This is a genomic window from Gemmatimonadaceae bacterium, from assembly GCA_035606695.1.
Taxonomy (GTDB): Bacteria; Gemmatimonadota; Gemmatimonadetes; order Gemmatimonadales; family Gemmatimonadaceae; genus JAQBQB01.
In genome coordinates this window covers 1-13,774 of the sequence record DATNEW010000043.1, presented here as the reverse complement: position 1 = coordinate 13,774, position 13,774 = coordinate 1, and the positions used below count along the sequence as shown (strand labels likewise).

The 13,774-nt window shown below is 65.1% G+C and carries 13 protein-coding genes; 1 reads left to right on the top strand and 12 read right to left on the bottom strand.

All coding sequences use genetic code 11. From position 1 onward, the window contains the following. Window positions 1–12: 12 nt before the first annotated feature. From VN706_22775 to VN706_22740, 8 genes are all read right to left on the bottom strand, one after another. The gene (locus tag VN706_22775) at window positions 13–2,100 is read right to left on the bottom strand and encodes an AMIN domain-containing protein (GenBank protein HXT18470.1); all 2,088 of its coding nucleotides are present in this window, start codon (window positions 2,098–2,100) and stop codon (window positions 13–15) included. Then, window positions 2,097–2,768 (bottom strand): hypothetical protein, encoded by a 672-nt coding sequence (locus tag VN706_22770; GenBank protein ID HXT18469.1) that lies wholly within the window; start codon window positions 2,766–2,768, stop codon window positions 2,097–2,099. Before VN706_22770 ends, VN706_22775 begins: the two co-directional genes overlap by 4 nt. 32 nt (window positions 2,769–2,800) lie before the next feature. Further along, entirely contained in the window at window positions 2,801–3,418 is a 618-nt protein-coding gene (pilO, locus tag VN706_22765; GenBank protein HXT18468.1) for a type 4a pilus biogenesis protein PilO, read from the bottom strand. 2 nt (window positions 3,419–3,420) lie between these two features. After that, window positions 3,421–4,191, bottom strand: a complete 771-nt coding sequence (locus VN706_22760) for a PilN domain-containing protein (GenBank protein ID HXT18467.1) — start codon at window positions 4,189–4,191, stop codon at window positions 3,421–3,423. After that, entirely contained in the window at window positions 4,188–5,231 is a 1,044-nt protein-coding gene (gene pilM / locus VN706_22755; protein ID HXT18466.1) for a type IV pilus assembly protein PilM, read from the bottom strand. Before pilM ends, VN706_22760 begins: the two co-directional genes overlap by 4 nt. A gap of 134 nt (window positions 5,232–5,365) precedes the next feature. Further along, window positions 5,366–6,256: a hypothetical protein gene (locus tag VN706_22750; protein ID HXT18465.1), complete on the bottom strand. Its 891-nt coding sequence runs from the start codon at window positions 6,254–6,256 to the stop codon at window positions 5,366–5,368. Beyond that, window positions 6,256–7,170 (bottom strand): prepilin-type N-terminal cleavage/methylation domain-containing protein, encoded by a 915-nt coding sequence (locus tag VN706_22745; GenBank protein HXT18464.1) that lies wholly within the window; start codon window positions 7,168–7,170, stop codon window positions 6,256–6,258. The genes VN706_22750 and VN706_22745 overlap by 1 nt, the downstream gene beginning before the upstream one ends. Next, window positions 7,170–7,508: a prepilin-type N-terminal cleavage/methylation domain-containing protein gene (locus VN706_22740; GenBank protein ID HXT18463.1), complete on the bottom strand. Its 339-nt coding sequence runs from the start codon at window positions 7,506–7,508 to the stop codon at window positions 7,170–7,172. Before VN706_22740 ends, VN706_22745 begins: the two co-directional genes overlap by 1 nt. A gap of 114 nt (window positions 7,509–7,622) precedes the next feature. Between VN706_22740 and VN706_22735 the strand changes: the two genes are divergently transcribed. After that, entirely contained in the window at window positions 7,623–8,063 is a 441-nt protein-coding gene (locus tag VN706_22735; protein ID HXT18462.1) for a hypothetical protein, read from the top strand. On the opposite strand, the gene VN706_22730 is transcribed toward VN706_22735, so the two are convergent. The 4 genes from VN706_22730 to VN706_22715 form a co-directional block, all read right to left on the bottom strand. Continuing rightward, the gene (locus tag VN706_22730) at window positions 8,050–8,415 is read right to left on the bottom strand and encodes a hypothetical protein (protein HXT18461.1); all 366 of its coding nucleotides are present in this window, start codon (window positions 8,413–8,415) and stop codon (window positions 8,050–8,052) included. The genes VN706_22735 and VN706_22730 overlap by 14 nt on opposite strands. Before the next feature lie 88 nt (window positions 8,416–8,503). Beyond that, window positions 8,504–9,916, bottom strand: coding sequence for a hypothetical protein (locus VN706_22725; protein HXT18460.1), 1,413 nt, complete (start codon window positions 9,914–9,916; stop codon window positions 8,504–8,506). Between the two features lie 23 nt (window positions 9,917–9,939). Further along, window positions 9,940–13,062: a SusC/RagA family TonB-linked outer membrane protein gene (locus tag VN706_22720; GenBank protein HXT18459.1), complete on the bottom strand. Its 3,123-nt coding sequence runs from the start codon at window positions 13,060–13,062 to the stop codon at window positions 9,940–9,942. Between the two features lie 392 nt (window positions 13,063–13,454). Continuing rightward, window positions 13,455–13,774: pilin (locus VN706_22715; GenBank protein HXT18458.1), on the bottom strand; the 320-nt coding region annotated here is incomplete at its 5' end.

The following is a 13,774-nucleotide window of genomic DNA, read 5'->3' as shown; positions in this document are numbered from 1 at the left end:
CGCGTGCGGGCGTTACGGGTGCCCGGTATCGAACGCTTGGCCTTCGTCGATGATGTGCGGCGTGATCAAGATGAGCAGATCGCGCTTGGTCTCCGTGCGGTTGGTCACACCGAACAGATGTCCGATGATCGGCAGATCCACGAGAATCGGCAGACCGGTGCGCGTGACGTTGACGGTGGTCTGCGTGAGACCGCCGACCACCATCGTCTCGCCGTCGGCGACCAACATCTCGTTGTCGACTTTCTGCGTCGGGAAGACCGCGCCGACGTCGCTGGTCTGGAACTGCACGTCCGAGTTCTCGACGTGGACGCGCATCTGGATCTGGCGGTTGTTCGTGATCTGCGGCGTCACCGTGAGGATGATGCCGACCTGCTGCATCTGCACGGTGGCGCGCGGCGCGTTGCTCGTGTTGCCCGCCGCCGAACCGGCGTCGATGATGCGCACCGGCACCGTCGTACCGGCAACGAGGCTCGCCGTCCGATTGTTCAGGACCGTCGCGCTCGGCTCCGCCTGCACGTCGAGCAGCGTGTTCGTCTGCAGCGCTTCGAGGAACGTCGTGAAGTCGAAGTTGCCCATCGCCGTCGAGTACACGAGCTGCAGCGCGGCGCCCGGCACACGCGCCGTGGCGTTCGCGATCGCCGACACGGTGTTGCCACCCAGCAAGATCTGGCCGGCCGTGGTCAAGGGATTGCCCGCCGAGTCGAGGCGCGGCACGATGTCGTTGAAGAACTGCTGCTGTGAGCCCAAGTCGTAGCGAAGGCCCAGGCCTTCGAGCGTGCTGCGATCGACGAGAATGATCTTCGCCTTGATGTTCACCTGCGGCTGCCGCACATCGAGGCTGTGCGCGTACGCCTCGAGGTCATCGAGCGCGGACGGCACGTCGGTGATGCTGATGCTGTTCGTGATCGTGTCGGCCGTGACGGCGCCGCGCGTCGGGCATTGCAGGTTCATCATGACGCCGACTTGCGGCTGCTGCTGCACCTGCATGGCGGTCGGCTGGCCCGCCGTCGGCTGAATCGGCCCGTTGGGCAAATTCTGCGCGGTGAGCGGCGGTGCTTGCTGCGATACCGTCTGGACGGTCGGACACGTACGCGTGAGCCGCACGGTGACGGCCTGTGCGACCGAGTTCGCGCGTGCGTAGTTGAGGCGCACGTTGCGCGTGTTCAGCGGAATGAGCGCCTGGGTGGTCTGCTGCCGCGACGCGATGTTCTCGAACGTATCGACGATGATGATGCCCTGCGGATTGACGGTGACGTCATAGCCGTTGGCGTTCATGATCGCCTTGAGCGCGACGTCCCAGGGCTGGCAGATGATATTCGCGGTGATCGTTCCCGACACGTTCTTCGAGGGGAGGATCGTACGGCCCGTGAAGGCCGAGAACGCCGCGAGGACGTCGGCGATGGTGTTCGCCTCGAAGTTCGCGGTAATACACGGTTCCTGGCTGCGCTGCTGCGCAGTCTGCGTCGGGCGTGCGGCGAGGTCGTGCTCGGCGTCGGACGTTGAGCGTTGGGCGCTGGACGCTGGGTGCCGGGCAGCCACGTTCTCGAACGACGCCGCAGATTCGCGCGGCATCACGCGCGCGGCCTCGTGAGCATCGTGAGCATCGTGAACATCGCGCGCATCGGTCGCATCGCCGGCGGCGGCTGCACCGACAGTCCATGGCGCAAACTTTTCGGCCGCGCCGTCGACGCGCACGTGCACTTCGCCGTCTTCCTGGGTGACGTCGTAGGCGTGCGGCGCATCGAGCGTGAGAACGATGCGAACGACCGTCTTCGTGAATTGCGAGTAGCGCACCCGGGTGATACCGCCGCGCGCCACACCATCGTATGAATCGCCCGCGGGAAGGCCAAGCGTCGCCCCGGTGAGATCGACGACGATCTTGTCGGGCTTCGACAGCGTGAAGTGCTTGAGCGTGACCGAACCATCGACGCGCACGACGACGTCCGCGCGGCCGGCGGCCGGGACGACGCTCAGCGACACGACGGTCGCATCATTCGGCGTCGAGAGCGCAGCCGCCGCGGCGGGACGACCCGCGAGCGCGCCGAACGCGACCAGCAAAGCCGTTCGCACGGCGGGCGCCAGCGTCCGGAGTGAGTTCATCTTCCCCTCTTGGTAGTGTCGCGCAGAACCAGCGAGTCTAGACGCGAAGTGCCGAATTCTTCGATCGTGAAAACGACGGACAGCACGTGAATGGCGGTCACGCGCATGCGGCCGAGCGCGGACCCCGCCGTCACGCGATACTGAGTGTTGTTGGTGAGATCCCGCATGATGGCCACCGAGTGGCGGCCAGACGCGTCGTAAATGATGTTGCTGAGCTTGAGATCGCTGAGCGCGGGCCGAAGCTCGTTGGTCGTGAGCAGCGACACGAACGGATCTCGACGACCGTCGCGACTGTACTCGTACGCCTCGCGATAGAGGATCGTCGGGATGGTCATAGTATCGGCCTTGGCGACGTTGAGCTGAGCCCCGGGCTTGGTGCTCGACGGCGTCGCCTTCGGCCCAGGCGCGGCCGGCGGTGCGGCCTTTTGCGGTGCGGCCTTTTGCGGTGCAGCCTCTTGCGGCGCATTCTTCTGGGCCGCGCCCTTTTGCGGCGTCGTCGCTTCGGGATGCTGCTCCGCTTCGACGTGCGCGCTCGCGGCATTCGCCGCCTTCTGCGCCGCCTTTTTCGCGGCGGTGAAGGGGTCCTGCGCGTCGGCGCGGTGCGCCAACGCGATGAGCGCGAGCGCGACGACGGCGGAACGCATCGCAACGGACATGACGTGTCTCATGCAGCGCATCGTGGGACGCATCGTGGGACGCATCATGGCGCCCCCGGCTTTGCGGCGGTCGGTCCCGGCGGGGGCCCGTGCGCGACGTATGTCTCGATACCGAAACTGGCGTCGAGGAACGCTTCGTCCCGCTTCGGACGGAGCTCGCCGGTCCGCGAGGTGGGATTGAGCGAGAGATTGATCGGCGCGACAATGCGGGGCAGCGAACCGATGTTCGCGAGGAACGCGCCGACCTTATGGTACGGGCCGACGACGCCAATCTTGTATTTATACGTATCGAATTGATCGCCCTGGATCACACCGTCGGGCGCCACGGCCGAGAGCTCGAGGCCGGCGCTGCGCGCGGCGTTGGAGATCGACTCGAGCAGCGGCGGCACTTCGTTGGACGTCGGCACGAGATGGCGGAGCGTGTTCAGCTCGCGCGCATACGCGTCGGCTTCCTGCTTCATCTTGGTGGCCGTACCCTTCGCCACCTCGAGCTTCGCGACTTTATTGAGCGAGTCGAGTGTGTCGAGCCGCACTTCGATCAGATGCAGATCGTCGCGCTTGGGCGTCCAGTACAACTGCTGATACACGCCGGCCAGGCCGACGGCGAGAATGGCGACGATGACGAGGCGCTGATCGCGCGGGTTCTGCGGAAGCAACGCCATGATTACCGGCTCCCCGCCGCGGCCGTCAGCGCCAGCGGCACCCGATGAATGAAGGTCGTGTCGGGGCGCGTGTAGTTCAGCGTCAACTGAAACTCCGTGACTTCCTTGCCGTTGTCGAGCGCCGGCCCGGACTTGTCCAGCAGCACGTTCGCCAGGAACGGCGACGATTCGAGATCTTTCATGAAGCGCGTCAGCGCCTCGATGTCGACGGTCCGGCCGACGAGGCGCACCTGGATCTGATCCTTCGGGATCTCCGTATCCAGGCGCTTGGGCGGCCGATTGAGCTTCTTCGCCGCGGCAGATGTATCCTGCGGCGTCTTCGGCGTGATCACGACGTTCGACTGCCCCTGCGGCGTGCCCGCGAAGGACATCAACGTCAGCCACGTGTACTGCGGCAGCGCACGGCTGATTTCATCCATCACGTGCGGCCACACGTAGCGATCCTCGTCGAGGCCGCGGATGATGTTCACCTGGCGCAGGAGCGTGTCGCGAACCGCCTCGGACTTGTAGCGGTCCTTGAGGAAATTCGCATACCGCGTGGAGTCGCGAACCGCCTTCTCGTGCCGCGCGGTGAGCGTTTCCTCTTGCCTGGTCTGCGACCAGTAGAGATAACCGACCGCCGCGAGCGCGACGACGACCGCCGCGATCGTTCCGATGAGCACCTTGTCCTTGAGGCGGCCGGAGACGCCGGCGGCCAGCTCGCCGAAGTTGATCGGTTGCCGCGCCGCGGACTTCGAGCGCCGCGCGCCAGGCAGCAGATTGATTTCAATCATGCGACCTGCCGCAGCGCCAATCCGATTGGCAGCATGAGGAGCGGCGCGATCTCGTCCGTCACGAGCGAGTCCAGCGCGCCCTCGCGGATCTTGAGATTCGCGAGCGGGTTCGCCTGATGCACGGTGAGCTTGAGCCGCGCGGCGAGCATGTCGTTGAGGCCGGGAATGCGGGAACCGCCGCCACACGTATAGATCGAGCGGAGCGTGCCGCCACCACGCTGATTCTGCGCCAGGAACTGCGCGGCGCGTTCGACGCCGACCGCGATTTCCTCGCCGCGGCCCTCGAGCACCGACTCGAGATGCGGCGAGCGATCGTAGCCCTGGATCAGCTGCTGCGCCTCGTCCGCGCTCAGGCCGCGCTCGCGTTGCAAGTCCTCGCGAAAACGCCGCGTACCGACGGTCAGATCACGCGTCAACAGCGGCACGCCGTCTTCGAGAATGTTGATGTTGGTCACGTCGTGGCCGATATTGACCAAACCGACCAATCCGGACATCGCGTCGGGATGGTTCACCTCGAACGCGTTGTGCAGCGCGAACGCTTCGACGTCGACGATCGCCGGCTCGAGGCCCGCGTCCGTCAGTACACGAAGCTTGGACTCGACCAGCTCGCGCTTGGCCGCGACGAGCAGCACGCTCATCTCGAGGCCATCGCCGTCGGGATCGAGGATCTGGAAATCCAGCTCCACCGACTCCATGTCGAACGGCACGTGCTGTTCGGCTTCCCATCGCATCAGCTCGCGCGCCTGCGCTTCCTTGACGCGCTCGATCTGAATTTTCTTGATGATGACGTCGCGGCCGCCGACGGCGGTGACGACTTCCGTCGACTTGACGCCGGCGCTCGCGAGCGCAGCCTGAATCGCCTCGGCGACGATACCGGGGTCCATCACTTCGCCTTCGACGATGGCGTCGGCGAGCAGTGGAGTCACGGTGACGCGCACGAGCTCGGGCTCGCGCTTGGAATGGTCAACCACCGCGACTTTGATCAGGCCTGAACCGATGTCGAGACCGACGGTGGACTTCTTCCGACCAAACAGGGGCATGGATTACCGATAAACCGGTGTGCGGGGAAACGGGCGGGGACCAAAGCGGCGGCCACACCTACCCTATCCCACCGAACACGACCGACGATCCACTAGGTAACATGGGCCAACGGAAGTGATGGCCATCACACGGTTTAGAACAAATCCGCCCAGCTGCGCCGACGAATGGGGCGCGGCGGCAGAGCGCGGCGCAGCGCCTGTGCGACGGCGCACGGGTCGTACGTGATGGCGGACCCGGTCAATCGCACGGCGGGAACGTCCGCGGAGAACGACAATACCGCGCCACGCATCGAAAATCCGCGCGCGGCGGTGATCGGACCGCGCGCGACGATCAATCCATTGGCGCTCCACGTGCCGAGGACCGTCACCGCGCCGCCGACGATCAGGATGCCGGTGAAGCTTCCTCCGGCGATGATCGTGTCGCCGCGCACGTGGGTGACGGCGGACGCCGAATCAAGCACCGCCGACGGATGCGCGGTCAGGTAGTAGACCGCGGAATCCGAAAGCTGAGCGGTCAGCGGAGCATTGTGCGGCCGACAATCGGCGTCGCCGGTGGAATCGATCGCGACCAGCGAGCTGTCGCCCAGGTCGATCGTTCCGCGAGCCACGATGCCGGCGGACGGCAGTGGGCCGATCGCGCCGAATCGTGCGACGATGCCAATGCGGCGGTGGCCCTGTTCCGGTCCGGTGAGATCTGCATCGGACGTCAGCCACAGCAGCTGACCGGGCAGACGCGTCACGCCAACCGTCCCGCGAACGCGATCCGGCTGCGCTGTCGGCACCACGAACGAGGTCGAAATGCCGAGCGGCAGATCGGCAAGTCCGAATTCGGTGCTCGAGGTGAGTACCGTCGTGGCAGCGTAGTCGGCCGCGGCCCCAAGGAGCTCATCGGATTGAACGAGCCGCGCGGAGCGCTGCGACATCGCCGTGGTCGCGAAGGCGCCCGCGGTGAGCAGGCCGAGCAGGACGATCAGCGCCAGCGCGGCAACGAGCGCAACGCCTCGGCGGTTTGCGATCGCACCCATTAGCGATTTCTCATGAACACGAACGCCGTCGCGGAATCGCGCGCGCGCGCCGCGACGCCCGCTGCGCCGAGCGCGCGATGCACGTGCTGTGTTTCGCCGCGAACATCGACGCGGATGAGAGCGATCGCGCGCGAATCCGCCACCGGTGTCGAGAGCACTGTGCCGGTGGTATCCAGATACGTGAAGCGCAAACCTGACTGCGCTGCTGAAAGGAATGGCCCGGCGACCGGCTGGATGGTGTTCAGCCGCAGCGAGCTGTTGTTCCAGTCGCGCTGGCCGACGTACCAGTCGTTGTCCGATGCCTTGTACAAGCTGTAGCGCACCGGACGCGTGACGCGCACCGGCATGCCGAGCGGACTCGATGGGCGTGTGGACAACGTGAGGGACACGCGCGCGAGCGATCGTTGCGTCGCGTCGAGCGCGGGGGCGGGACTCGGACATGCGCCGGGTGCCGCGGTGCCGACGCCGGTGACGCGTGCGGGCATCCATGTGGGGCCGGAGTCGTCCAGCGACAGCACCCACGCCGTGTCGTTCGCTTCGATCGGCTGCGCGATGCTCGCCAGTGTCGTCACCGTCGTCGCGACGGGCGCAAGCACGAGCGACGACGCCGTCGTATCACAGACGACGGCATTCGCGATCACCGAACGGAATTCGACCGCCGTATCGCGAGCATCGCGTACGTCGCCGGCCGCGGTGGCGATCGCGCGAAGTTCAGCCGGCACGATCGCGCGTGCGTCCTGAAGCTGCGCACCGAGTGCGGCGTCGTCGGCGAGGTCGGCGAGAACACGCTGTTGCTTGACCGCGATCCCGGTGACGATCGCGAGCATGACTCCCGCGACCGTCATGGCTACGACGAGCTCGGACAGCGTGAAGCCTGTCCGGACGCGGATGCACACCGGTGCGCCGTGGCGCATCAACACGGCAGCCTCGTCGCGAGCACGACGGCGTGCGCGCTTCCGTACGCAACGAAAGTCACGCTGTCGCGCAGATCGCGCATGCCGGTTGGCGCATCGATCTCCGACCACTGTTCGGCGAACGGCGGCGCGGTACTGCCGGCACGCGCGCCGCAGGGCGAGGCGCCCAGATTTTGCAAACGGTTAGCGGCGGCATTGGTCGCCGTGTTGCGTGCGCGCGCTTCTGTTTGGCGCCGCACGGCGACGGCCGTCGCACCGGCAAGTGCGAGCAAGCCGACGTCGACGAGCACGACGGCGACGAGGAGCTCGACCAAAGTGAATCCGCGTCGAAGCGACATTGGCCGAACGTACCACGGCTCGCCGCGTTCACACGTACCTAATGTTTGCAAGGCGGCGCATTGGGATGCAACACGCACGGCCGCAGCACTTCCCGACGCAACTACTATTTGCTCATGGAGTTCGCTTCCTTGGAACCGACGCCCAGCGACGCGGACGGATTATCCGCCAACCGATCGACGATTTCACATCGGATCGACCGGGCGCATCGGCTCGTGCACATCACGTTGGCCGGCGACGTCGACAGCGACGCGCTCTATGCCGCGTGCGAGCGTCTCTTCGCGGATCCGGGCTTCACGCGCGGGATGGATGTGTGCATCGAGTGCCGCATCCTCACGTCGATCCCGGCGGACGAGCAGATTCGCGCCCTGGCGCTGAGCGCGCTGCTCCATCGGGCCCAGCAGCGCGTCGGGCGCGTGGCGATCGTGGCGACGACGGCGCGTGGACACGAAGCGGCGTCGGTCTTCGAGCTGTTCGCCGACGCGCCGGAGTTTCGGCTCGCCGTGTTCAGCGATGCGACTGCGGCGCGCGAGTGGCTCGGAATTACTTCTTCCTGACGTCGACCTCGACGTTGTTCAAACCCGAGCCGCTCAACTTGCCGAAAATCTTCGCCTCGCTCGACGACATCGTGCCGTCGTAGTTCGCATCCTCGAACCCGGCGACCTGCACCAGCAGGTGCAGCGTCGGATACTTGAACGTTCCGGACACGTTGCCCTGGAACGAACCGCCGACGCTGGCGAGGACCCCCGCGCCGCTGACGAGCGTATCCGCCTGAACGACGTTGAACGAGAACGAGTATCCGTTCTGAACGCCCGACCACTGGCCATCGACGGTCTGCACCGGGCCAAGTGTGTTGTCGGTGCAACTCAGAAGGGCGACCGCACCCGCCGCCCACAGAATTCGACGCATGAGTAAACGCATATCAGTAAGGAAACACCGGGTGAGTAAAAAAGGGGAGGCCTGACGGCCTCCCCTTTTTTGGTGACTAAACGAGAGCTTACGCCTTGCGATCCGTGCAGCCCGTGAAGTTCGGGTTGCCGTTCGACTCGCCCGTGGTGATGGGCAGGTTCACGTCCGTCGAGAAGGTCGTGCCGCGGTAGTGCGTACCCACGGGGAAGACTTGGTCCTGAGTGCGGCCGTACTGCCGAATGAGGCGGCGCATATCGTTGAGACGCTCGCCGCGGCCAAACGTCCAGAACGCCTTCTCACGGAACAGCAGGTTGATGCGGCCGTCCGCCGTGCCCGGATCGGTGAGCGCCGGTAACGCATTCGCGGTATACGTGATGCTGCTCAACGTCAGCGTGGTGGCGCGCAGCGCGTTGAGAATCGTGATCATCTGCGCCGGGTTGTTCGCCTGCAGCGCGGCCTCGGCTTCGATGAGACGGGCGTCGATGCCATTCACGACCGACACCGACGACACCTGCTGATAGATCGGTGTCGTGATCGAGTAGCTCAGCCCATCCTGCGCCTTGGTCGTATCGCCCTTCGAGCTGACACTGTAGTTCGACGGCACGCGCGGATCCTTGGCCGAGAAGAACGGAATGCTGTTCTTCACGAGGATGTTGCGTGCGTTGCCTTGGACGCTGTCGCCGACGCCATACCGACGCTGGCTCAGGCCCTGGTTCCAGATGCCGTTCGTTCCACCCGACAGCGACGAGGAAACGTCATAGCTGAAGGTGGTCGGAATGCCGTTCACCAGCGCGGCGGCCTTCGACGCATTGGCGAGGCTGATGCCGAGGAGCGCGCGCGCCTCGCCGATCTTTGCGGCGCGGTTGATGATTACCGTCGCGGCGTCGGTGGCGCTCGCGATCGTGATCGCCGAGTCGTACGAGGCCACCGCCGCCTGGAAGACGTCACTGATCGGGAGCGGTGTGCCGAGCTTGATGTCGGCGCCGGCCGCGTCGCTGAGCGGAATGCCGTTGCAGAAGTCCGACGCGAGCTGCGCGTAGGCGAATCCGCGAATGAAGTACATCTCGGCGATATCCGACGCGGGCGTCGGCTTGAACTTGTTGAGCAGGCCGATCGCGATGTTGGCCGAGGTCGGAACGCGATAGATGGCGCGCAGCGAACCGTCCACCGACGAGTTGCTCGTCGACGTCTGACGCTCGTCCACCTCGTCGTTCTGTACGAACGTCGACGTGGTCGTCCATTCGTCGCCCAGCAATCCGCCCATCAGCCAGGTGCCCTCGGTTCCGGCGTTGCCGGAACCGACGGTCATCAGGCGCAGGCGCGCGAGCGCGCCGTTTCGGACGGACGTCGCGCCCGCCGCAGACTGCACCGACGAGGGGTCGATGATGTCCGGATCGGGCGCCTCGAGCAAGTTGTCCTTGAAGTCGGAGCAGGCGGCCAGCCCGCTCACGACCACCAGGGCCGCGCAGAGCGCGCGGCCACTTTGCCAAATATGTCTCATGAGTTGAGTCGTGGTCGCTGGAGTTAGAAGCCGAGGTTCAGGCGGAAGATGAAGTACGTGGGCTGCGCGAACGTCTGGAACTCCGACGGCGAATCGCCGCCTTCGCCGACCGCGAAATCGCTCTCGGGATCGGTGCCGCGATACTTCGTCCAGGTGTGGAGGTTACGCGCCGAGAAGACGAGGGTGCCCGACCGCGCGCGGGTGCGCGAGACCAGCGCCTGCGGCAACTGGAGCGTCGCCGACATTTCGCGCCACTTCACGAACCCGCCCGGCTGGAAGAAGCCGTCGAGCGTCGGCTGCGGCGTCACGTTCTGCGCCGCCACGACCATCGCCTGTTCCTGCAGCGAAGCATTCGGGTTGTTCAATCCGTTGCAATTCTGGCGGCTCGCGCAGCGAATGCGCTCGGTATTGTTGTACCACAGGTTGCCACCACGCCAGTCGAGCAGGTTCTGAATGCGGAGCTTGCGGCCGAACAGATCGATGCCCGACGTCAGCGACGTCAGATAGCGGGGCTCGGCGTAACCACGGAAGATCGTATCGTTCGAGACGTAGACTTCCGTCAGCGCCGAATCCTTGTTCCAGGTCAGGATGCCATCCCCGTTGCGGTCCTTGTACCAGAGGATCGGACGAGCGAACAGACCGCGGATCGGATATCCGGCCTTCACCCAGTTCGTCGTGCCGACCTGCGTCTGGGTGTTGCCAAGGCTCACGACCTTATTGGCGATGAGCGACGACGTGAGGTTGAAGTCGAGACCGATGTTCCGGCGATCGAGCACCGAGCCGCCGAGCGTGATCTCCCAACCCGCGTTCTTGACCGCGCCGATGTTCTGCTGCTGCGACGTCGCCGTCACGCCCGTCGACGGTGCGACGATCGCACCAATGAGAGCGTCGTGCGTGAGACGCGAGAAGTAGGTCAGGTTGAACTCGAGGCGGCTGTTGAACAGACGCGAATCGAAGCCCGTCTCCCACTCCGTGGAACGTTCGGGTTTGAGGCTGTCGTTACCGATGGTCGCGAACGTCTCGATCGGGAGATCGGTGCCCTTGATGCTCGAGGAGCTCGCCGAGAACGTGCGGTTGGCGGTGTTCGAGCCGGGCTGCACGCCCGAGGCGCCGTACGCGAGACGCGTGCGGAAGCTGCTGACGTGGTCGAAGATGCTCGAGTGCGGGAACCACGACTCGTCCGACATCACCCACGACAAGCTCCCCTTCGGGTAGTACACGCGCTGGAACTTCGTACCGAAGGCGCTGTTCTGGTCCGTGCGCACCGCGCCGGTCAGGAACAGGCGATCGCGAATGGCGGCCGCTTCTTCGACGAACACGCCAAGGGTCTTGGTGATCGTCGTGCCTTCCGAAGCCCCGGACGTGGCGCCGCTGCTCGCCGTCTGTGCGCCCGGCGGCAACGTCGTGCCGTCTGCTTCGTTCTGGTCGAGCCGCGTGTTGACGTACTGCGTGCCCAGCGTCGTCTTGAAGTTCAGCCAATTGAAGCGCGACGGATTGTAGTTCGCCGTGGCGCCGAGATCGGCGGTGAGATTCGCGATGTTCGTGCGGCCGTTGCCGGCGAAGCCGTCACGATACGTTGCCGTAATCGGCGCCGCTTCGCCGTTCATGTGGAGATTGAAGTCCACACGATCCGCGAAGTCTTCACCGACGTTGGCGCGCGTCGACAACCACGACGTCGGGCGCCAATTGAGGTTCGAACTGATGATCGAGCGGTTGACGTTCTGCTGGAGCAGCTCTTCCCAGGTGTACGCCGGCGTCCACGCGCGATAGCCATGGAGCGGGGTGTTCACGATCGCGACGGTGCCGTTGTTGACGTACCCCGGACCACCGAACGCCTGCGAGCCGATGCCCACCGTGTTGTTCGATTCGTTCGACGTGCGTTGCGTGATCGTCGTGTAACCGAAGTTCACCTGCGCGTCGAACTTCTCGTTCACCTGACTGCTGATGTTGCCGCGGAAGCTGTTCATCAGACGCGCGTTCGGACGCGTGGTCCAGTCGTGCGCGGTGATGCCGAGCGAGTCGTAGCGCTGGCGCTCGAACGCCGGCAGATCGAACACGCCGATTTCATTGTCGCGGCCCGCGGAAACGAAGTAGCGCACCGCATCCGTGCCGGCCGACAACTGAATGCCGGCAGCGTCGCGATTGCCTTTGCCGAGCGGCGTGGCGTTCGGATCGGAGATCGGGCTGTACGTACGAAGGCTGTCCTTGATGCAGGTCCCGGCGGCGACCGCCGGCAGCGTGCACTGGCCCGCTTGAATGAGCAGCGCGCCCGAAGGGCTGTGGCCCGCGAGCGTGTAGTTCGTGAAGTAGTTGTGCATGTCATCGAGGACGCCGCCCTCGACGAAGCCATTCCAGCGCGCGGCGCCCGCGCGGCCCTTCTTCGTCGTGATGACCACGACGCCGTTGGCGGCGTCGGTGCCGTACAGCGTGGCCGCCGACGGACCCTTCACGATCTCGATGTTCTCGATCTGCTCGGGGTCGATGTCGCCGAGACGGCTGAAGTTCGAGCCGCCGTTGCCGAACGACGCCGAGCTGTTGTTGGCGCTCATGCGAATGCCGTCGATCACGTAGATCGGGTCATTCGAGAGCGACACCGAGCTCACACCGCGCACGCGAATGCGCTGGCCCGAACCCGTCTGCCCGCCGCCCTGCACCATCACGCCCGGCACGCGGGAGTTGAGCACGTCGGCAAGATTCCGGATGGGCGCCTCTTCGGTGAGCTTCGAGACCGAGACGTTTTCGACCGCGTTGCCGACTTCGACGCGGCGCTGCTCGCCGGTGGCCGTCGTCACGACTTCCTGCAGCTGCACGATCGTCTGAGCCATCACGAAGTCGAGCGTCGCCGTTTCGTTGTCGCTGACGCGGACCGACTTCTTCTGCTCCTGATACCCGACGCGAATGATTCGAATCTCGGCCGTGCCGGCCGGGACGCGGCGAATCGTGTACTTGCCATCCGGCCCGGTCAAACCAACCAGGCTGGTGCCGACTACGATCACGCGCGCTTCTTGGAGCGGCGCATTGGTGCCTTGCGCCGTCACCGTACCGGCGAGGGTCCCGCCTTGCGCGGCGGCGACCGTAGCAGTCGTCGTAAGTAGCGCTAGTGCAACAGCGCCGACGGCGAGGCTGCTCAGCCTCATCAATCTCATCGTACGTGCCTCCCTGAACTGTGGGACTTGGGGGGAAATGCCCCGGGCGCCGCGACGACAGTCGCAGCGGCCAGTGGGATGTGCGGTGTGGGACGGTTGAACGGTTGGAACGATCAAAATGCCGAGGAATGACCGAATTCTTTCCTGGTTACCGAGGAGTGTCGGCCATCACACCAACTGCACACTAACTGCGGCATGGACGCTTCGCGTCACGTTTCGCGGGCCGCGGACCGCCGGTGGGTGGAGGAGTCTCGTATACGGTATCCGCGATGTCAAGCTCATTCTCGTGTAAGGAGATAGCAAAAGAGCCCGGCGACTGTAAAGTCACCGGACTCCCATGCTTTTTCACGCCAGCAGGGCCGCGTGCGACCCGGCCCAAGCCGTGTTACTCGTTACTTACAAGCCGGCTCGCCTTCCGCGGCGGTCGGAACCGTCGGGTTCGACGTGTTGATGCCGATACCGCACGTCGTGCCGGCCAGCTGCGTGTGCGACGTCGTGGCCGACCAGTACCCAGCGCCCGTGGTGATCGTCGGCGAGTTCACGCCGGTCGAGCTCTGGTACTTGAGATCGGTGATCGTCGCCGTGTACTTCGACGAATCCGAGAAGAACGCCTCTTCGGCCGTCACGAGGTTACGCAGATCCGACTTCATGGCGGTGATGTACGCCTTCGACTTCGTGTTCGCGAACTTCGGGATCGCGATCGCGGCCAGAA